At 32.3% G+C, this 20,571-nt stretch carries 16 protein-coding genes; 14 read left to right on the top strand and 2 right to left on the bottom strand.

The window, feature by feature from the left end:
* The first annotated feature begins 13 nt into the window (after nucleotides 1–13).
* The 5 genes from gpmA to pepD all read left to right on the top strand — a co-directional run bounded on the left by gpmA (nucleotide 14) and on the right by pepD (nucleotide 3,909).
* Nucleotides 14–751, top strand: a complete 738-nt coding sequence (gpmA, locus tag FS802_RS01645; RefSeq protein WP_064449141.1) for a 2,3-diphosphoglycerate-dependent phosphoglycerate mutase — start codon at nucleotides 14–16, stop codon at nucleotides 749–751.
* Nucleotides 752–1,087: 336 nt separating this feature from the next.
* Nucleotides 1,088–1,825 carry a type II toxin-antitoxin system SpoIISA family toxin gene (locus FS802_RS01640; protein WP_116480647.1) on the top strand — a complete coding sequence of 246 codons (738 nt, stop codon included), beginning with the start codon at nucleotides 1,088–1,090 and terminating at the stop codon, nucleotides 1,823–1,825.
* A gap of 94 nt (nucleotides 1,826–1,919) precedes the next feature.
* Nucleotides 1,920–2,045: a hypothetical protein gene (locus FS802_RS01635; RefSeq protein ID WP_000588712.1), complete on the top strand. Its 126-nt coding sequence runs from the start codon at nucleotides 1,920–1,922 to the stop codon at nucleotides 2,043–2,045.
* A gap of 75 nt (nucleotides 2,046–2,120) precedes the next feature.
* On the top strand, nucleotides 2,121–2,297 hold the full coding sequence (gene spoIISB / locus FS802_RS30890) for a stage II sporulation protein SB (RefSeq protein WP_000852619.1): 177 nt from the start codon (nucleotides 2,121–2,123) through the stop codon (nucleotides 2,295–2,297).
* 142 nt (nucleotides 2,298–2,439) lie between these two features.
* Nucleotides 2,440–3,909 carry a beta-Ala-His dipeptidase gene (gene pepD, locus FS802_RS01630; RefSeq protein WP_098655176.1) on the top strand — a complete coding sequence of 490 codons (1,470 nt, stop codon included), beginning with the start codon at nucleotides 2,440–2,442 and terminating at the stop codon, nucleotides 3,907–3,909.
* A gap of 592 nt (nucleotides 3,910–4,501) precedes the next feature.
* On the opposite strand, the gene FS802_RS01625 is transcribed toward pepD, so the two are convergent.
* Nucleotides 4,502–4,972: a DUF5065 family protein gene (locus tag FS802_RS01625; RefSeq protein ID WP_033658763.1), complete on the bottom strand. Its 471-nt coding sequence runs from the start codon at nucleotides 4,970–4,972 to the stop codon at nucleotides 4,502–4,504.
* 453 nt (nucleotides 4,973–5,425) lie between these two features.
* Here FS802_RS01625 and FS802_RS01620 point away from each other — a divergent pair, with 453 nt between their 5' ends.
* The 7 genes from FS802_RS01620 to FS802_RS01585 all read left to right on the top strand — a co-directional run bounded on the left by FS802_RS01620 (nucleotide 5,426) and on the right by FS802_RS01585 (nucleotide 14,509).
* On the top strand, nucleotides 5,426–6,085 hold the full coding sequence (locus tag FS802_RS01620; protein ID WP_098655177.1) for a CatB-related O-acetyltransferase: 660 nt from the start codon (nucleotides 5,426–5,428) through the stop codon (nucleotides 6,083–6,085).
* Nucleotides 6,086–6,350: 265 nt separating this feature from the next.
* The gene (locus FS802_RS01615) at nucleotides 6,351–7,664 is read left to right on the top strand and encodes a D-alanyl-D-alanine carboxypeptidase family protein (RefSeq protein WP_098655178.1); all 1,314 of its coding nucleotides are present in this window, start codon (nucleotides 6,351–6,353) and stop codon (nucleotides 7,662–7,664) included.
* 562 nt (nucleotides 7,665–8,226) lie between these two features.
* Nucleotides 8,227–9,336 carry an acyltransferase family protein gene (locus tag FS802_RS01610; protein WP_144524838.1) on the top strand — a complete coding sequence of 370 codons (1,110 nt, stop codon included), beginning with the start codon at nucleotides 8,227–8,229 and terminating at the stop codon, nucleotides 9,334–9,336.
* Nucleotides 9,337–9,511: 175 nt separating this feature from the next.
* Nucleotides 9,512–10,132: an SGNH/GDSL hydrolase family protein gene (locus FS802_RS01605; RefSeq protein WP_116480648.1), complete on the top strand. Its 621-nt coding sequence runs from the start codon at nucleotides 9,512–9,514 to the stop codon at nucleotides 10,130–10,132.
* A gap of 455 nt (nucleotides 10,133–10,587) precedes the next feature.
* Entirely contained in the window at nucleotides 10,588–12,558 is a 1,971-nt protein-coding gene (locus tag FS802_RS01600) for a penicillin-binding transpeptidase domain-containing protein (RefSeq protein WP_098655180.1), read from the top strand.
* Between the two features lie 600 nt (nucleotides 12,559–13,158).
* Nucleotides 13,159–13,692 carry an RNA polymerase sigma factor gene (locus FS802_RS01590; RefSeq protein ID WP_000393076.1) on the top strand — a complete coding sequence of 178 codons (534 nt, stop codon included), beginning with the start codon at nucleotides 13,159–13,161 and terminating at the stop codon, nucleotides 13,690–13,692.
* Nucleotides 13,682–14,509 carry an anti-sigma factor gene (locus tag FS802_RS01585; protein WP_098655181.1) on the top strand — a complete coding sequence of 276 codons (828 nt, stop codon included), beginning with the start codon at nucleotides 13,682–13,684 and terminating at the stop codon, nucleotides 14,507–14,509. Before FS802_RS01590 ends, FS802_RS01585 begins: the two co-directional genes overlap by 11 nt.
* Before the next feature lie 46 nt (nucleotides 14,510–14,555).
* Here FS802_RS01585 and FS802_RS01580 read toward each other — a convergent pair whose 3' ends face one another.
* Complete coding sequence (locus FS802_RS01580) at nucleotides 14,556–16,280, bottom strand: peptidoglycan D,D-transpeptidase FtsI family protein (RefSeq protein ID WP_098655182.1); 1,725 nt, start codon at nucleotides 16,278–16,280, stop codon at nucleotides 14,556–14,558.
* 393 nt (nucleotides 16,281–16,673) lie between these two features.
* On the opposite strand from FS802_RS01580, the gene FS802_RS01575 reads away from it, so the two are divergent.
* A complete protein-coding gene (locus tag FS802_RS01575; RefSeq protein ID WP_000744259.1) occupies nucleotides 16,674–18,809 on the top strand; it encodes a peptidoglycan D,D-transpeptidase FtsI family protein in 2,136 nt (711 codons plus the stop codon).
* A gap of 230 nt (nucleotides 18,810–19,039) precedes the next feature.
* Nucleotides 19,040–19,966: a class A beta-lactamase Bla1 gene (bla, locus tag FS802_RS01570; protein ID WP_371410401.1), complete on the top strand. Its 927-nt coding sequence runs from the start codon at nucleotides 19,040–19,042 to the stop codon at nucleotides 19,964–19,966.
* The last annotated feature ends 605 nt before the right edge of the window (nucleotides 19,967–20,571 follow it).

The following is a 20,571-nucleotide window of genomic DNA, read 5'->3' as shown; positions in this document are numbered from 1 at the left end:
GAGGGGAATTATTATGATAAAACTTGTACTTATTCGTCACGGACAAAGTTTATGGAATCTTGAAAATCGTTTTACTGGATGGACAGATGTAGATTTATCAGAGAATGGATTAAGTGAAGCGAGAGAAGCAGGAGCAATATTAAAGAAAAACGGATATACTTTTGATGTTGCTTATACATCTGTATTAAAACGAGCAATTCGGACTTTATGGATTGTACTTCATGAGATGGATCTTGCCTGGGTGCCAGTACATAAATCTTGGAAGCTAAATGAAAGACATTACGGTGCATTGCAAGGGTTGAATAAAGATGAAACTGCGAAAAAATATGGTGAGGAGCAAGTTCATATTTGGAGAAGAAGTATTGATGTAAGACCACCTGCTCTTACTGAGGATGATCCTAGATATGAAATGAATGATCCAAAATATAAAGCACTTAAAAAAGGTGAGTTTCCATTGACTGAATGTTTAGTGGATACGGAGAAAAGAGTACTTGATTATTGGCATTCAGAAATTGCACCGTCATTAAAAAATGGTGAAAAGGTAATTATTTCATCACACGGTAATACGATTCGTTCGCTAGTGAAATACTTAGATAACCTTTCAAGCGATGGTGTTGTTTCATTAAATATTCCAACGAGCATTCCACTCGTTTATGAATTAGACGATGATTTACGTCCGGTTCGTCATTATTACTTAAGTATGGACGGAGAAGTACCAGAAGGGGAAATTCCGAAACATATTTCTTTTTAACATGAAAATTTGAAACGCATGCTTGTCTACATATACAATGTAGATTCATGATAAAGTGAAACTTTAATCAGTGGGGGGTTCATCCCCCATTGATTATTAGTTGAACCAATCGGGCTTTTATGGGCAGTTGATCCCCTACCTAACTTCTATGCTTTTGCTAAATTTTCAGGTGGGGGTCTTACTGCCCGTTAATGCGGGGTAAAAGACGTGGCACCTTCTAATGTATATGCGATATTGCTAAATTTAGAAGCTTGTCCACGTCTTTTGTCATAAAGAGAGCTGCTTGTGCATGTAATTATATCGTGAGTAGTTTTTGAATGGAGGGTGATGTCATTGGTGATCTCTAACATTCGAATCGGCTTATTTATTTTAGCAATCGTTTTTCTCGTTCTTGTGTTCTTTTACTGGAGAAACGAAGAGTTGTACGAGGAGAAAAAGCAACGTATTAGAAAGACTTGGTATGGGTTGTTTATAATATCAGTCACCGTGTATTTCATGATAAAAGGAATTGATTTAACCCTCTGGAAAAATCTTTTAATGTTCACTGCAATGGTTATTTTCGTTGATATCGCATTTATTTTAACACCAAATATTTCAGAAATATGGGGAGCGAAATTTAGCGATATCGGCAAGACTGTTCAATCGATAAAACGGTCATTAATTGCTTCTAAAGCAAGAGGAGAAATATACACAACAATTATTCAAAATGTCAATCCAGCAGTATTCGGTACAATGGAATGGCATACGGAAGAGGAATATACAAAGAGCTTAAACGCATTTTTAGATTCGTACGGAGAAAAGATTGGTGCGAAAATTGTTGTATTTGAAGCGGCAAAGGAATTAAATACAAACTTTCGTGGTATCCGTTCTCAATTTAGTATTATCGTTCCGTTAGAACACATTGAGCAATTGAATGAGCAGAAAGCGGTGCAAGTAGAAAATGTCGGAATAATACCAGCAAAAATGGTGAGTGATGTTTTCATTGTTATTGATGGGAAGAAAAATAACCTGCAAGATCGAGATTTTGAAAATGTATATAATTTAACAATACATCATAGTTATTTTAGTAAATAAGGACAGGATTTTCTTCTGTCCTTTTCACTTATACATAAAGGACTTGTATAAAATCGGACAATCATTCCTACACTAGCACGTAGAGGTGATTGTAATGATAAAAGATTATGACAATGATTTTTTTAAAGAAGATAATGAAGATACAACAGATTTCTCGTTAATAAAAGGAGATACATTACAGCAAGTAGAAGAATTAGAAGAAGAATTAAAAAGAAAATGATACGTGTACACGCTGTCTACATTTGCGATATAATATAAATAGAAGATTGTATCTTTTTGAAAAGGGGGAGAAGAGATGGCTGAAGTAAACGTACAAAAGTCTTCATTTTTTAAAGAAAAAAAAGAAGAACCAAATACAGATTTCTCTCTTGTGAAAGGTGCATTAACGGAAAATATAAATCGGTTAGAGAAATTAATGAATAATGGTACTTCAAAATATATGAGAGCAAAAAAAACGAAAGAAAATGCATAGTGCATTTTCTTTCGTTTTTTTTATACGATTAAATATTTAAAGGGTGGATTTTAAAGGATGAAATAGAAAGGGAAAGTAACGAATCATGGTATAATGATAGCAGACTTACATATTATTTTGTCATTTTGAGAGGAGCTTAAAAATGTATTCTACTTTAGAACAATTAACAAAGCACCCTGTATTTTATCATTTTGCAGAAATTTCAAAGATTCCTAGAGGATCTGGTAATGAAAAGGAAATTAGTGATTATTTAGTTGGTTTTGCAAAAGAGCGTAACTTAGAAGTGATTCAAGATGAAGCAATGAATGTCATTATTAAAAAAGACGCAACTACTGGCTATGAAAATGTACCAGCTATTATCATTCAAGGCCATATGGATATGGTATGTGAAAAAAATCAAGCAACCGTACATGATTTTGAAAAAGATCCAATTGAATTACGAATCATTGGGGACATGTTATATGCAAATCAAACGACTTTAGGTGCTGATAATGGAATTGCAGTTGCGTATGCAATGGCTTTATTAGATGCATCAGACATTTCGCATCCAGCACTTGAAGTAGTTATTACTACTGAAGAAGAAACGACAATGGGCGGGGCTTTCGCTGTTGATGCAAATCACTTTGAAGGAAAGATTTTTATAAATATCGATTCTGAAGAAGATCATAAATTACTTGTAAGTAGCGCAGGTGGTGCGAAAGCTGTAGAAACAATTCCAGTAATATGGGATGAAGCGCCAGTGAATACGGATGCATACCGTCTATATGTTGGTGGTTTAAAAGGCGGACATTCTGGTATGGAAATTGATAAACAACGCGGTAATGCGAACAAAGTATTAGGACGAGTATTACGAGATTTATCAGCAAATATTCAATTTGAAATAAGTGACGTTCACGGCGGATTAAAAACAAATGCAATTCCGCGTGAAAGTGTAGCTACAATTGTATTAGCTACAGAAGATGTAGAGAAAGTAGAAGAAAAACTAGAATCATGGACAAGAGTATTACAAGAAGAAATGCGTGCTGTTGATCCAGATGTTCATGTAACACTTACAAAATTGGATGAGAAAGTAGAAAAAGTATTTGCTAAAGAGACACAAAAGCAACTTATTTCATCATTATTCTTAATTCCGAATGGCATTCAAAGTATGAGCATGGATATTAAAGGTCTAGTAGAAAGTTCAACAAATTTAGGCGTTATTGAAACGTTGCAAGATGAAATTAAATTACGTAACGAAGTGAGAAGTTCTGTCAGTAGTTTAAAACAACATATTGCAAATGAAATTAAATGTATTGCCGAATTAGTTGGTGCAACATTTGAAATAGAGTCAGAATATCCAGAATGGCCATACAATCCGAATTCACAAATTCGTAATTTGTTTGAAAAAGTGCATCAAGAAAAATACAATAAGGATGCTGAAATATTCGCTGTACATGCAGGTATTGAATGTAGTGCATTCGTTCAAAAGATGCCTGACTTAGATGCAATTTCATTTGGTCCAGACATTTTTAACGTTCATACACCAGATGAACATATTAGTATTTCTTCTGTTGTGAATAACTGGGGATTCTTCGTTGATGTAATGAAGGGTACGAAAGAATTAGCTAAATAATATGGATGAAATGAAAAGTAGCCTATAAAATTTTATAGGCTACTTTTTTGTATAGAGTTTTATTAGAAATTTTTTTTACGTTAGTATTTAATTTTTACTTTTATTTCTAGAGGATATTGTACCAAAGATTGCTCCGGATACTGCTCCGATTAAAGTCATAAAAAATGCACTCCATGCTGCAAATGACATTATTACACCTCCAAATAATAAATTATTGTTTCTTAGCCTTTTGAATAGAAATGATAATTGCAACAAATATTAAGAAAATAAGAGGGACCAAGAATAGAAAGACATGTAATATTCTCCTTCCAATACTAATTTTAAATATTTTTATAAACAAATTATCGCATTTTTAAAGAGTAAACATATAAAATATGCAATATTGCATATTGAATTGTAAAACTTATAGAAGTGGAAACAGTTATTGAATAAAAATGCTAATTTATAAAGAAAGTAAGAATTTTTTTAAACCTTAAAAAGGGCAAACAATCAAAAAGCTCCTCTATCTTATATAAGGTAGAGAAGCTTTTAAAATGATTTTTGTCTAATAAAAATGTATCCAATATTTTTTTACTGATGAGATAAATGTAAATTATTTTGAGATTTTAAAGCTGCCCCCATAATAATAATTTTCTCCAAGTTTCATAACGGCTACATATGTTCCTGGATTATAAACCTTAGTAATAGGTGTTACAAATCTACCATAATTATGTTTTAAACCTGAGTCATAAATGGTTTTATATCTATGCAAGTTTATTTCATTATTTTCATTTTCACTCAATTGATATATTTTTACAATACCAGTATCCTTACCACCAGTATATATAGTAACATCGAATGTATCTCCATGCTTTAAGTCACCAACTGCTAACTCTTCTATAAAATCTGCATTATGATGTAATAAAAAATAGCTTTGCCACCGCCAATTATCTAAAATTCGTGATTCTTTTTGTGTAAGTTGCGATTCAGCAGACACAGGTGTGATTGTACTAATTGTATTTGAAAATAAAAATCCTCCAACAGTCAATGCACCAATAATTGTTGATTGCCTTAAAAGTTTCATGTTCTAAACCTCCTATTTACTTAAGGATTCAGAAATCGTTTTTGTGAAAAACTAGCTGTGAAATCTAATGGATGATAATATCTTCTATAATCATATTAACATTTATTGATTTATCAGACAAATTAATAAATAATAAAACTATATCGAGGGAGTGAAGGCTAATATAAGAAAGAAGTTAGATGTATAGCTAAGAAATCTTTATTATATGTAATTGGGATTTGTTATTTGAAAACTCGATTATTTTAATGCTGAAATTTCAATTCATACTTCAAGTTTCAGTACATAATTTTACAATTTGACTTATATAATTTATCACGATATGATTCCTTTATAATAAAAGAAAGGCTTGAATACAATGATTCGTCGTTTGAGAAAGCTAAAAAATGTAGCAGTCGTAGTAAGCTTCTAAGTAAATAGCAAAATATATAATACTTAGAAGCGAGGAATAAAGTTATGAAGCATCCATTATTTAATCATTGGTCAGAAACAAAGTATTTAAAAGATATAGTAACAAATTCACTCATTGAGGTAGGAGAGTACTCCTATTATTCAGGTTATTATGGTCATCAAAATTTTGAAGATGGCTGTGTAAGGTATTTGTGGGGGGATGCTAAGTCCCGAGCGCTGTTCAATCCAATTGAACAGATGGGATGGCATCTTGATAAACTCATTATTGGGAACTATGTTTGTATTGCGAGTGGAGTAGTCATTTTAATGGGTGGTAATCATAATCATCACTCAGAATGGATTACAGTATATCCATTCGCTGAGCAAATTGAACATTCGTATGAACCGAAGGGCGATACAGTCATTAAAAGTGATGCTTGGATTGGAATGAATGCTATTATTATGCCTGGCGTTATAATCGGTGAAGGTGCAATCGTTGCAGCGGGATCTGTCGTAAGTAAAGATGTTCCGCCGTATACAATAGTTGGTGGAAATCCTGCTAAGGAAATAAAGAAACGATTCACTGATACAGAAATGAAAATGCTAATGGAAATGCGTTGGTTTGATTGGGATAGAGAATTAGTTGAGAAGGCAATGTCGCTTTTATCTAGTTCATCTATTGAATTATTATATGATTTTTATAACAAGGAAGTAAAAAATAGATAGATCTGTGAGGGAAACTACATTCTATATAGGATGTAGTTTTTTTATTATAAAAAATTAATAGTCTAGACTAAGGAAAATTCATCTCTGGTATGAGTATAGTAAATAGCTGAATTAAATAATTAAAATCCTTGATAGCTAATAAAACCAGTGTGTCTCGATATTTAATCGGGATACACTGGTTTTATTTTTTGTAAATATGGAACAAACGCATTATTTAGATTGTCTATTCATTGTAATCCTAAAAAATATATTGGAGGTAAGAGGATTGAAAGGTATGTTTTACAAAAAATTCATTGTAATAGTAACAGTGCTTACACTATTTTGTAGCATAATTGTTACATCTGGAAGAGCAACAGCGGAAACAGTCCCTGTTTTAGATGTAGAAGCAGGATCAGCAATTTTAGTAGAAGCGAATTCCGGAAAAATTTTATATCAAAAAAATGCGGATGAATCACTAGCAATTGCTAGTATGACAAAAATGATGAGTGAATATTTAGTTCATGAAGCGGTGGATAAAGGAAAACTTAAATGGGATCAAAAAGTTAAAATCTCTGAATATGCACATAAGATTTCACAAGATCGCTCATTATCAAACGTTCCATTAGAAAATGGTGGCTCTTACACAGTAAAAGAGTTATATGAGGCAATGGCAATTTACTCTGCAAATGGTGCAACAATTGCTTTAGTTGAAGAAATTGCTGGAAAAGAAGCCGATTTCGTGAAAATGATGAATGATAAGTCAAAAGAGTTTGGAATGAAAAATTATAAATTTGTAAACTCTACAGGCTTAACAAACTATGATTTAAAAGGATATCACCCAGAAGGGACAACTCCAGACGAGAAAAATAAAATGTCCGCAAGAGATTGTGCGATTTTAGCACAACGTCTTATTAAAGATTTTCCAAAAATGTTAGATACAGCAAAAATTCCCAAAAAAACATTCCAAAAGGGTGGCAAGTATCCAATTGATATGGTGAATTTTAACATGATGTTAAAAGGTTTAATTAAGCAATACGAAGGTGTAGATGGGTTGAAAACAGGAACTACTCCAGAAGCCGGTGATTGCTTCACTGGTACAGTAGAAAGAAACGGTATGCGTCTAATATCTGTAGTGATAAAAGCAAACTCCCATACAGCACGTTTTGATGAAACGAAGAAATTATATGATTATGGATTTGCGAATTTTGAAGTGAAGAATATCTACGGAAAAGATTCAGTAGTAAAAGGGCATGAAACTTTGCGAGTTGCAAATGCAAAAGACAAAGATGTAGTAGTTCAAACGAAGCAAGCTGTTTCACTTCCAATACCAAAGAGCAATAAAGATGTTTATAAAAAAGAATTTAAAGTATCGAATAAAGAACAAGAAGCGCCTATTAAAAAAGGTGTAACAATAAGTAAAATGATTATCTCGCCTAAAGATAATACAGATCCTGGGTTCTTATCAGGTAAATCATTACAAATAGACCTTGTAACAAAATCTGATGTAGAACAAGCAAATTGGTTTACACGTTTTATGCGCCAAATTGGATCTTTCTTTAGCAGTATATGGGATAGTGCGGTTGATATAGTAAAAAGCTAACTTTATAAGATAAAACTAAAAATTAATCTGAAATACAGAGTTTCAAAGTATTATGGATTTTTGTGTAGATAGCTTGGAATGGTAGATTGCATTAATTCTCAAATTTGGCTCTTCAGAACTATTTGTAGTGGTAGTGCTATCAAGCTAAATTAAATTTGTATCTATATAATCAAAAAACGCTATTCTTTTTGTAGAAATATACAGAAAGGATGGCGTTTATTATGTATTTTTTGATTCAAAGCATTCTAGTACAAAGTTAGTTTAATAAAGTTACATGAAGAAAAAACATCCATTTTTTCATTAAATGACAATAAAAAATAATACCCGGTACGTATTTCTGTAATTAGATTTTATAAAAATTTAATAAAATCTTTTCTTTGTATTAAATATTTTGTTTTAAATTATTTATATAAGGAAATGGAGACCAGAAAACAGATGCATAGATTGACTTTGAACTGCTTATATCTGGGATCTAGATAAACATTATGTACAATTCTCCCACTATACTAGTATAGTGGCCTTTACGAACAGCAAAATCTACAATTTACAAGGAGAACATTTTATGAGTAAGAGAATAAAAGAATTAGATTCTATACGAGGGTTAGCGGCACTTACTGTGGTATTTGGACATTTTTGTTTAATGCTACCATCGTTGCCTAATTCTATTAAATTTTCCCCGCTTAGGTTTTTATGGGCGGGTGGGGAAGCTGTTATCGTTTTTTATGTACTAAGTGGTTTTGTGTTATCTATGGCACTTTATCATTCAAAAACAAATTATTGGGGATATTTAATTAAGAGATTTGTAAGAATCTATATTCCTTATTATTTTTGGATAATCGTTACCTTTGTTTTATTTATTGTATTTTCGTCGTATGAAGTGGTAGGACTAAGGGATTGGTTCTATGATAGGTGGCAAGGGTCTATAACAAAATTAGATATTCTAAACCACTTTGTGCTTCTTAATAACTTTTTTACGGAAAATTATAATCCAGTTATTTGGTCATTGGCTCAAGAAATACGTATATCTATTGTGTTTCCTTTATTATTCCTTCTTTTTTATAAACTGAATTGGAAGAAAACGGTACTATTTGCTTTGAGCTTTTCTTTCATTAGTGTTTTTCTTAATATGTTGCATATTGGGAAAGCTGAAGGATTTTATAATGGTTATGCTGATACACTGCATTTTACATCTATGTTTATGGTTGGAATGTTACTTTTTAAGTATCAGGAAAAACTTATTTACTCATATAGGAATATGAAAAAATTTAAAAAAGGATTTCTTATTGCATTAGGGATTATTTTATATTTATATTCCATTTTAATTTATGGTTTTTCCCGTAATGATACTACTTTCTTATTAAAAGATTGGGGTGTCGTAATGGGGGTTAGTATATTTATTATAATGGCTATGAGTAACCTAAAAGTAAAAGCATTTTTAAATAAGAATGTATTTGTATATTTAGGAGAAATTTCATACAGTATCTATTTGTGTCATTTTCCAATCATGATGGTACTATTTAAACTTTTGTATACAAAGATACCTATCTTTTTCCTGCTTACTTTGTGCATTGCAATGACACTACTTTTTTCTATAATTTCGTATCATTTAATCGAAAAGAAATGTATAAACTGGGCAAAACAAAGAACAACCAATTTTTTGAAAAAAGTATAATTCCTAGAGAGATTTTATTTCTTTAGTAAATATACGAAATTGACCGATTCCTAAGTATACTTAGGAATCGGTCAATTTTGGATTCTAAATGTAAATATAGTAAAGTGGAATATAATTGAAATCGAAAACCACTTAGAAATAACAATTACGGTGTGAGCTATTGTATAGTATAGATATGGTTAATAATAAAGGGGGACTACATATGTGGAAGCGATTTGTATCGATTGGTGATAGTTTTACAGAGGGCATAGGGGATGAAGTTGAGGGAATAGCATTAAAAAGCTGGGTAGATCATTTTGTTCAACTCTGTGTAAACGATATAGAATATGCTAATTTTGCAAAGCGTGGGTTAGTAACTAAAGAAATTCGCTCACAGCAATTGGAAAAGGCATTAACGTTTAATCCAGATTTGGTTAGTTTAATTGCAGGTGCAAATGATGTATTAAAAGGACGTTGGAATCATCAAGAATATAAGAACGAAATGGAATTTATGATAGATACATTAAGTAAAACAGATGCTGATATTATTATAGCAAACCTTCCAGATTTTACAGTTCGGCTACCTATTTCTTCTGAAAAAAAACAAGTGTTAAAAGAACAATTATTAGAGGCAAATGAAATTATACTTTCATTGAGTAGAGAGTATAAGCTTCATCATGTTGACTTTTGGAATCATCATTTAGTAAACGATAATACGCTTTGGTCTACGGATTTGATTCATCCAAACTCAAAAGGATATGTAAAAGTTGCTGAATTGATTTTTAGTAGTTTGCCTGTACATGACTCTTCTAAATAAGCTTTAGAATGAACGCATCGAATCCCCTGTCGCATACAGCGCAGGGGTTTTGATGCGAAATAGAAGGATATAAAGCGCCTATAAATTATACTTTCAGTAATTCTTTTTATTGTTTATACTTAGTTATTTTCTATTGTAGGACCCTTAGTATAAGGGGTCTTTTTTGTTTCAAATATCTACAAAAAAGATAAGAGCGGAGAACTCAAACTAAAAGGTATTTTAAATAAAATTGTTAAAACAGCACTAATAATGACACCGATTGCTAAATAGATCCGCTTTTTTTATTTGTAAGAATTTTAAAATCTTCCCCTTCGAATGCATCTGAACCATAAATTAATTTCTTTTGTAAATATGGAACAATCTCATTACTTACACTGTCTATTAAGCGTTACAACATTTTTTATTTAATATATCAAGAAAGGAATAAATATTTTTAACTAAGGGAGAAGATTGAATTGAAAAAATTATGGATGTTGGTTTTCTTTTGTTTTGCAGTTATGTTGGTAGGATGTAATAAAAACGAACCGCCAAAACAAGCATTTGAAGAATATATAAATTTATGGAATGATAAAAAATTCGCAAATATGTATGATCATTTATCAGAACATGCCCAAAAAACGATTTCTAAAAAGGAATTCACCGAGAAATATCAAAAAATCTATGAGGGTATTGGAGTTAAGGATTTAAAAATTAAAACGAAAGGAGAGAATGCTAAAGATAAAGAACTTTTTCTTTTTGAAGTTAAGATGGATACGGATGGAGGAACAGCTTCATTTATACATGAAGCAAAACTTGTGAAAGAAAAAGAATCTTGGAAAATAGATTGGACACCAGATTTCATTTTTCCAGGTATGAAAAAAGATTACAAAGTACGTATGCAAATAGAACAAGAAAAACGCGGAGAAATATATGATCGAAATGGGAAGGGTCTAGCAACGAATGGTAAAGCGACTGAGGTTGGAATTATTCCAGAGAAACTAGGCGAAACGGCAGCGCAAACAAAAGAAATAGTAGCACAGTTACTGGATATGTCTATAGAAGAGGTTGATCAGAAGCTTACAGCGAAATGGATAAAACCAGACTCCTTTGTACCAATTGGGATTTTAAAAGAGGGAACTAGACAGAATGATTATATTGAATTAGAAGGAGTATCATCTCGCCCAGTAAATATTCGTACGTATTCATTAGGAGAAGCAGCGGCACACTTAACTGGATATATAGGAAAGGTGAATGCAGAGGAGTTAAAATCGCTTCAAAAAAGAGGTTATCAAGCTGATGATTTAGTAGGTAAGACAGGTTTAGAGAAAGTATTAGAGAATAAATTGCGTGGCGAAAAAGGTGGACGCGTATTTATAGAAGATGAGAATGGAAAAGAGATTAAAAATGTAGCAAAAAAAGAAGCAAAAGAAGGGGAAAACGTTACGTTAACAATTGATGCTGCAATTCAAGAAAAAATCTTTAATGAGATGAAAAATGAAGCAGGATCTAGTGCAGCGGTCAATCCTAAAACAGGTGAAACTATAGCACTTGTAAGTAGCCCTGCTTATAATCCAAATACAATAGTTAGAGGAGCGTCAAAAGCCCAACGAGAAGCATGGAATAACGATTCAAAACTACCAATGATGAATCGTTTCACACAAGCATTTGTACCAGGTTCCGTATTTAAAACGATTACTGGTGCAATTGGTTTGGAAACAAACACTATAAACCCTAAGGAAGAATTTAAAATTCAAGGATTAAAGTGGGCAAAAGATTCATCTTGGGGAAATTATTATGTAACACGTGTGAAGGAAGCTAGTCCAATTGATTTTGATAAGGCAATGAAGTACTCTGATAATATTTATTTTGCTCAACAAGCTTTGAAAATGGGAAAAGATCAGTATGTAAATGAATTTAAGAAATACGGATTTTATGAAAAATTACCAATCGAATACGAATTTCCTATTTCAATCATTGCAAGAGATGGGATAAAAAATGATATTCAACTAGCAGACACGGGATATGGACAAGGACAAGTATTAATGACACCACTCCATTTAGCATTAACATATGCACCGATTGTGAATGAAGGGAATATTCCGTCGCCTCATCTTTTAAAAGAAGCAAAAGTAGAGGGGAATTGGAAAGAAAATGTGGTTTCTAAAAAGAATCAAGAGATATTAAAGAGCGCATTAATAAAAGTCATTAATGACCCTGATGGCGCGGGGAGAATTGCTAAGGTTGATGGTATAACTCTTGCTGGTAAAACCGGTACAGCAGAACTGAAGGAGTCGAAAGAAGCAGACGGAAAAGAACTTGGATGGTTTGCAGCTTTTGATGCAAATGCGCCCGACATGATCGTTACCATGATGATCGAAGATGTAAAAGGAAGAGGGGGGAGTAACGTTCCAGGCGAAAAAGTAAAACATGTTTTTCAGAAAAAATAAGTAACTATAAGGTGAAATCTTTTACTACATTCATTGTTTGCTTAACACGAAGGTATAAATTGAGCAATGCAAAGAACAATTAAGTTTCGAAAAAGCATTCTCCTTAATTGAGAATGCTTTTTTGTTGTGGCTGAATAAAGATAATAACACATCTTTGTTTTCATTTTTGAAAGGTTGGTATTGCTAATAGTAAATAGAAGAGTAAAACAAATTGAAAGGGACAAGTGAGGGGGAATTGTAAACGTTAACAAAACAGTTATTTAGTAAAACATAAATAGAGCACACAAATAAGTATGCTCTAAGAAAAAAGGTGATACAAGTGGAGTGTTGCGTGAAATGCACAAATAATAATCAGATTTTTTATGAGTGTATTTTTAACATTGTATGCTTTACTTGTTTTTTCGGAGCTTGTCATGTAAAAGAATGTATAGATGATTATTTTATGAAAGTAATTGCACACCTTTACATTTTTAGGAGGATTTTTTTATTAAAAAAAGATAAAGAACGGAACAAATGAAACTTGTATCTTGTCTATATATTGAAACCATAATAAAAGTGAGGGCAGTTTTATCTTTATTCAAATAAGTTCGAGGTGTGGAAATGGAAGAGACGTTTATTGAAAAGTGTATTCATGATGAGCTTGACTATGTTATAAAAGACTATTGGCAAGATGTATGGAATTATTCATTTATTATTACGAAAGATCCACACTTATCAGATGATATCACGCAAGATGTATTTATAAAGGTATTTAAAAATTGGAATTCATTTCGAAAGGAGTCATCTATTAAAACGTGGATATTAAAAATTACAAGAAATACAGCAATAAACTATTTGAAATCCTCCTATTTTAAAAGGATATCATTAGTAGGTTTTTTTAGTGATGATAAGCAATCTCCATCGGCAGAAAAAGAATTTTTTAATCAAGAGGAAATGAATGAAGTGTGGGATGTTGTATTAAAACTACCTAAAAAACACCGTGAAATAATAATTTTAGACGCGAAATATGAATTATCTTATGAAGAAATGGCCGAAACACTAGGAGTATCCATTGGAACTGTAAAATCTAGATTAAGCCGAGCGAGAAGTAAGGTTTCAAAATTAATAGGGGAGGGTAGTAGTGATGAACAATAAACAAAATCCTGACTGGTATAAACAATTAAAAAAAGGCCCAATGAAGAATCGTAAAGATGAAGAAGAGTTTATTTTTAAAATAAAGCAGTCTATATATGAAAATAATGAAGCGGATCTTGTAAAACATAAAAGACCGTTTCGTAAAAGAGCATTGCCTATAGTAGTTGTTTTGGTTTGTACAATGTTATTTGTTATCGTTCAACAACCATGGCTTGATGATAATAAATCACCGGTCCAAAGTAGTACACAAATTAAGCCTAAAACTAAAGATGAGTCTGCTCAAGATCCAACATTAAAACAATTTATGAATGAATTATATCAAAGTACAAATTCAAAAAATGAAAATGACTTGTATAGAGCGTTAAATGATGAAGTTCTATTTAAAGGGAAGAGTTATAAGAAGGATGAATTGAAGTTTGATGAAGATATTTTTCATGAGTTGCAAGTCGCTCTTACAATGGGGGGAGAATTTGCAAATGATACAAAAAAAGTATACAAAGTACCAAGTGGATTGACAGAAAGTAACGAACCAAAGCAAGCGCATTATATATATGCAACTGTTACTGGAAATAAAACGAAAATTTTAGCTGAACCAAAGCGAGAATCACAAGTTTTATATGAAGTATCTAATGAAATGGTAAAAGCTTGGATTCCAGAAAAAGTGCAGAATAATGGATATATAAAAGTATCGACAATTAGCGGTAATACTGGATATGTACAAAAAGAGTATGTTTTAACTGATATTAAATATTCTTTCATGTTCGAAAAGGATCATGAAGGTAAATGGAAAATAATGAATATAGATTCTATATGGTAAAGAGGAAGGTTCACTTTAATGAACCTTCCTCTTTGTTTTTATTCTCTTATTGAAGAGTATTCCAGTACTCTAAAATTTCTGATGTAACGAGAGCAGCAATGTTTTTTTCTGAATTACTACCAGGAATAACGACAGAAACGGCAATTTGTGGATCTTCCGTAGGAGCATATGCAATGAAAAGAGAATGGTTTATCATTCTTTCTTGCTCATTCGGAGCACCTGTTATGCCTGTTTTACCTGCGACATGAAAGGGTAAGTTTTTAATTTCCTCTATATTTTGGCTCATCCCACCTTGCACGACACTCCAAAATTTCACCGGGTAACGATTTGAACTTTCTAAAATTGGTTTAAACTTTTTGGTTTCCTTACCATTTTGATCAATAATAGCACTTAAGATTTGAGGTTTATATTTATCACCTTTACTTGCTAAAGTTGCTGCATATTGAGCAAGTTGAAGAGGCGTGTGTACTTCATTTCCTCCCCAAGAGGCATTTAATAAGGCGGAGATCCCATTTTCAAACTTGTTTGTTGGATGAAATTCATATTGTCCGTCTTCTTCAAAAGGTAAATCAACCCCGGTTTTAGAACGAAGGCCGAATTGTTTTAAATACTCTGTCCATATATGTGCAACTTTTTCTATATTCCCATTATTTTGGTTGAATAAGGGTAGAGCTACTTTTGCTGTCATAAATGTGTTAGATGAATTAATGATAGCCTGCCTCGGTGTAATCTCACCTGTTGGCGTTCCAGGTGCATTCGTAATGTTATTTTGATTATCATATTGAAAAGTACCTTTATCTAAATAAGTATCTTCAGGTTGAAAAAGCTTTTCGTTTAATCCAATTAAAATAGTAAGTGGCTTTATAGTTGAGGCCATATTTACATAAGATTCACCATACTTTAATTTTTGAATTGCTTTATTTTGCGAAAGTGATTTGATGTTTTCTTTTTTAGATGATACTTGTTCATATAATGTATTTGGATCAAACACTGCTGAGTTGGCCATAGTTAAAATTGCGCCAGTTTTCACATCGGTTACCACAACGTAACCAGCATTAACATCAGTTATTTTCTTGATTTGAGATCTTAATGCTTCCTCTGTTTTTTGCTGCAACTTAGAGTCTAAAGCTAGCCGGATATCTTTTCCTTTTTGTACTTTTTGAATGTTCCATAAGAACTTTTTATTATTCATTTTAAAAATAAGAGTTTTTCCGGGTTTTCCTTTTAAATCATTTTCATATTGCAGCTCAATCCCGCTTTTTCCAACGGGTCCATACTTAGAATTAAGGTCATTTTCTACATACCCAATTAGCTGTGAACCAACTTCGTGTTTAGGATAATATCGAATCCATTCATCTTTAATTATTACATTATTGGGTTTGTTCTTGTTTATGAATGTAAGTTCACTCTCATTTATGTCAGAGTATAACGGTAAATCATTCATAGTCTGCTTTTTACAAGATTGTTGTAATTGTGATTTTATGTCCTCTGCCGAAATGTCATGTTGAAACTCGTTTGAAAATTGATTAAAAAAAGCTAATGTGTTTGATGTATCTTGATTCGATACCTTTTCATCATTAGAAGTGCAATATAGAGACTTAACTTTCTTATTTGTAGCTAGTATTACACCATTTTGATCGGAAATTTTTCCTCTTTCAGCTGAAGAAGTTGCGATAGTAATTGAGATGAAGTTGATTTTTAATAAAATTAGTAAAATCAAACCTACAATAGAAAGAACCGCAAAAAATCTCCATCTTTTTATATGTAACATATAACCCTCCCTTATGTAGCCTATTTCATCTTATAGTTAATTATTTTTTTTGTAAATGTGGAACAATTTTATTATTTAGGTTGTCTATTAAGTATAACAGCATGAAGAAAGGAATAATTAGTATGAAAAGTTACTAGCAAGTCTATGTGTAAGCTTAATATGAGTCATTATACAGTTTAGCATTTCTAATGCAAGCAATAAAAAAATAGAGAGAAAAACAGGAAAGGGGATTTATCGATTACGCGGCTAAACGAAGAAGGCTTGATGCTTACAAGGATGTAGAAAAAAAGATAAGACACTATTTATAACTGAATGGTGATTTCTAATATATAGGGAACGTATTTATTTACTAAGTATTAGTGAGGAGTTCCGGAAGAATTATATGGAGGATTTATGAAAAAACAAAAAGAAAAAAAGCAGCAGACATATATATCTATTCGATTAAATATAATGTTCCTTTGCATATTTCTACTATTCTCAGCCATTATTATGCAGCTAGGAAAAGTACAAATCGTTGAGGGAGAGGCTTATAAGAACCAAGTGGAGAGCAGTCAAAATGAAACAACTAGTATACCAGTTCCACGTGGACAAATACTAGATCGAGAAGGGAAAACAGTCGTTAATAATAAATCTCTTCGTACGATTACGTATACAAGGGTAAAGGGAATTACTAGTGAAGATATTTTAAAAACAGCAAACGACTTAGCGAAAGTACTTGAAATGTCTGAACAAGATATAAATAAATTAACAGATATCGATAAAAAAGATTTTTGGATGCAGTTGAATACGAAACGTGCGGAGACAATGATTACTAAAAAAGATATAGAAAAGTTAAAAGATAAGGGAATAGAAGGAAAAGAGTTAGATAAAAAAATAGAAGACTTAAGACGAAGTCGTGTTACAGAATTAGAATTGGCAGAATTAACAGCACAAGATTTAAAGGTGTTAGCTATTAAAAGTAAAATGAGTTCAGGTTATCAACTAACACCACAAATTATAAAAAAAGATGTAACAGATCAAGAGTATGCGCGAATAAGTGAAAACCTTGCTGAGTTTCCAGGAGTAGATGCAACAGTTGATTGGGAACGTAATTATGTAAATGGTAATCTATTTCGTTCCGTGTTAGGTAATATTACGAGTAGTGAAGAAGGATTACCGAAAGAAAACTTAGATTCTTATTTGGTACGTGGATATAACCGAAATGATCGTGTAGGAAAAAGTTATATTGAACAACGATATGAAGATGTCTTGCACGGTGCAAAAGAAGAAGTGAAAAACATTACTGATAAATCAGGAAACATTATAAACACAGAAATAATCTCTAAAGGAAAAAGTGGTAATAGTTTAACATTAACGATTGATATGGAATTACAAAAGAAAGTGGAAGAAAGTATAGAGAAAAATTTGAGAGCGTTTAAGAGTTCAGAGCCACTGTTGGACCGAGCTTTTGTCGTCATGACGAATCCAAATAACGGACAGATTTTATCTATGGCAGGCAAAAAGATTGTAGAAAAAGAAGGGAAAATAGAGATTGAAGATTTGGCATTAGGTAACATGACAACCTCGTATGAGCTAGGGTCAGCTGTAAAAGGTGCAACTTTATTAACTGGATATGAGACAGGGGCAATACAGCCAGGAGATCAATTTTATGATGCACCTATGAAATTTAAAGGTACACAAGCTAAGAAATCGTGGAATGTATCCGGATTTGGTAATATTAATGATTTACGAGCGCTACAAGTATCTTCGAATGTATACATGTTCCAGACAGCATTAAAAATTGCGGGAGTTAATTACGTACCAAATGGTTCGTTGGATATAAAACAAGGAGCATTTGATACGATGCGCTATTATTTTAAACAATTTGGATTAGGAGTTCCAACAGGTATTGATTTACCGAATGAAATAATTGGACAAACTAGAAAAGTAGATAGTCAGCCTGGGTTTTTACTAGATTTTTCTATCGGGCAGTATGATACGTATACACCGTTGCAATTGGCGCAATATATTTCAACGATTGCTAATGGGGGGTATAGAATGCAACCTCAAATTGTACAAGAAATACGAGAGCAATCAATAAAAGAAGAAGAGGTTGGCAAAGTTATACGCTCTATAGAGCCTGTCGTATTAAATCGAATTGATATGAAGACAGAACATATTGATCGGATAAAAGAAGGGTTTAGATGGGTATTCCAAGAAGGTGATGGAACTGGCGTGAAGTATTTCAAAAACGCGCCATATAAACCAGCAGGAAAGACAGGGACAGCTCAAACTGTTTATGGTGGAGATGATCCAATTGGTAGAAATGCAAAAGGAGAACGTATGGAATGCTACAACTTAACGTTAGTTGGATATGCTCCATATGATAATCCAGAAGTAGCATTTTCTGTAGTAGTTCCATGGCTTCATAACGATAAAAGTGGAATTAATTCTATAATTGGAAAAGAAGTTTTAGATGTATACTTTGATTTGAAACAGCAACGTATACAGGGGGGAGCTCCTAGTACAGGTATTTCTAAGCAAAATTAGTAAGATTTTAGTACTTTTCTCAGGGAAGAGACCCTGTTTATATAAAGGTATTTATAAGTAAAAAAATGAGATGTGAAATAAGAGATAGCGGCGCTCGTAGCTGCTATCTTTTATTTTGTTAATATCTTGGCTACTAGTTAAAAAGTTTTAAATTTATGGAACAAACTTGTTTCTTAGATGGTCTATTATGTGTACGTATAAAAACAGATGTTGAAAATTTGAAAGGAATGATGATTTTGAAAAATAAGAGGATGCTAAAAATAGGTATATGCGTTGGTATATTAAGTTTAAGTCTTACAAGCTTAGAAGCTTTTAAAGGAGGGCCATTGCAAGTTGAGGCGAAAGAAAAGACAGGACAAGTGAAGCATAAACATCAGGCGACGTATAAAGAGTTCTCTCAACTTGAGAAAAAATTCGATGCACGATTAGGTGTATATGCGATTGATACTGGTACAAATCAAACAATCTCTTATCGACCTAACGAAAGGTTTGCCTTTGCATCAACATACAAGGCGTTAGCGGCAGGGGTATTACTACAGCAAAACTCTACTGAGAAATTAAATGAAGTTATTACTTATACGAAAGAAGACTTAGTGGATTATTCACCTGTTACCGAGAAACATATAGATACTGGAATGACACTAGGAGAAATTGCTGAGGCTGCTGTTCGTAACAGTGATAATACTGCAGGGAACATTTTATTTAACAAAATAGGCGGACCAAAAGGATATGAAAAAGCGCTTAGACAGATGGGTGATCGGGTTACTATGTCTGATCGCTTTGAAACAGAATTAAACGAGGCTATTCCAGGAGACATTCGTGACACTAGTACAGCGAAAGCAATTGCTACGAATCTGAAAGCTTTTACGGTCGGAAATGCGCTTCCGCTTCATAAATGTAACATTCTTACAGGGTGGATGAAAGGAAATGCTACAGGAGACAAACTTATTCGTGCAGGCGTACCAACTGACTGGATAGTTGGAGATAAATCAGGAGCTGGAAGTTATGGGACACGAAATGATATTGCTATCGTTTGGCCGCCAAATAGAGCACCCATTATCATCGCAATTTTATCTAGTAAAGATGAGAAAGAGGCTACCTATGATAATCAACTAATTGCAGAGGCAACTGAAATGATAGTTAAGGCTCTTAAATGATAATTTCTCAATTCTTTATGTAACGTAATTGAAAATATGAACCTAGAAAGCGATTCTTTTCATGTGAAAAGAATCGCTTTTTTGTATTTCTATAATGAATAGTAAGTATATAAGTAAAAAATTTTATTACATAGACATTCTATCCCCTAGAGTGCATGAGGGGAGTTTTCTCCTGTGGTGTTCGTAGTCGCAATATTATTATTTATACGATAATAATATTGTTGGCGTATGTATGCTAGTTACTCCTAGATGGATATGTAATTTTACATATCCATCTAAAAGACACATATGCGTCAATTACTATTAAATTATATTAAAATCATTTTCGGATGAGGGATTGATATAGGTTTTGGTGAATAAAAGGATTTTTATGTTTAATTATCATAGTATAATTATTTCACTTTATGAAATGAAATTTGGATTTAACTTTTTTAAATATAATATTTTATAATTTGAATAATAAATATCTGAAAAATCAAATTTAACAAAAGCGATTTTCTGGTTTACTTATGAAAAACATAGTGTTTAAAATGAGGGGGAAGTAAGGTCCTTATATTTTTTCAAAAATAAATAAAAAACGAGATGGAATTACTTTTTTGAAAAAA

It is taken from the genome of Bacillus sp. DE0042 (assembly GCF_007680225.1).
GTDB classification, from domain to species: domain Bacteria; phylum Bacillota; class Bacilli; order Bacillales; family Bacillaceae_G; genus Bacillus_A; species Bacillus_A wiedmannii.
Note: the sequence above shows the minus strand (reverse complement) of the source record. Positions and strands in the feature narration are given on the sequence as shown.

What these genes read in the sequence shown, in the direction of transcription:
- pepD (WP_098655176.1), top strand. Translation starts at nt 2,440, where the DNA reads ATGTATTCTACTTTAGAACAATTAACAAAGCACCCTGTATTTTATCAT.
- FS802_RS01620 (WP_098655177.1), top strand. Translation starts at nt 5,426, where the DNA reads ATGAAGCATCCATTATTTAATCATTGGTCAGAAACAAAGTATTTAAAA.
- spoIISB (WP_000852619.1), top strand. Translation starts at nt 2,121, where the DNA reads ATGGCTGAAGTAAACGTACAAAAGTCTTCATTTTTTAAAGAAAAAAAA.
- gpmA (WP_064449141.1), top strand. Translation starts at nt 14, where the DNA reads ATGATAAAACTTGTACTTATTCGTCACGGACAAAGTTTATGGAATCTT.
- FS802_RS01625 (WP_033658763.1), bottom strand. Translation starts at nt 4,972, where the DNA reads ATGAAACTTTTAAGGCAATCAACAATTATTGGTGCATTGACTGTTGGA.
- FS802_RS01635 (WP_000588712.1), top strand. Translation starts at nt 1,920, where the DNA reads ATGATAAAAGATTATGACAATGATTTTTTTAAAGAAGATAATGAAGAT.
- FS802_RS01590 (WP_000393076.1), top strand. Translation starts at nt 13,159, where the DNA reads ATGGAAGAGACGTTTATTGAAAAGTGTATTCATGATGAGCTTGACTAT.
- FS802_RS01610 (WP_144524838.1), top strand. Translation starts at nt 8,227, where the DNA reads ATGAGTAAGAGAATAAAAGAATTAGATTCTATACGAGGGTTAGCGGCA.
- FS802_RS01575 (WP_000744259.1), top strand. Translation starts at nt 16,674, where the DNA reads ATGAAAAAACAAAAAGAAAAAAAGCAGCAGACATATATATCTATTCGA.
- FS802_RS01585 (WP_098655181.1), top strand. Translation starts at nt 13,682, where the DNA reads ATGAACAATAAACAAAATCCTGACTGGTATAAACAATTAAAAAAAGGC.
- FS802_RS01605 (WP_116480648.1), top strand. Translation starts at nt 9,512, where the DNA reads ATGGTTAATAATAAAGGGGGACTACATATGTGGAAGCGATTTGTATCG.
- bla (WP_371410401.1), top strand. Translation starts at nt 19,040, where the DNA reads ATGATTTTGAAAAATAAGAGGATGCTAAAAATAGGTATATGCGTTGGT.
- FS802_RS01580 (WP_098655182.1), bottom strand. Translation starts at nt 16,280, where the DNA reads ATGTTACATATAAAAAGATGGAGATTTTTTGCGGTTCTTTCTATTGTA.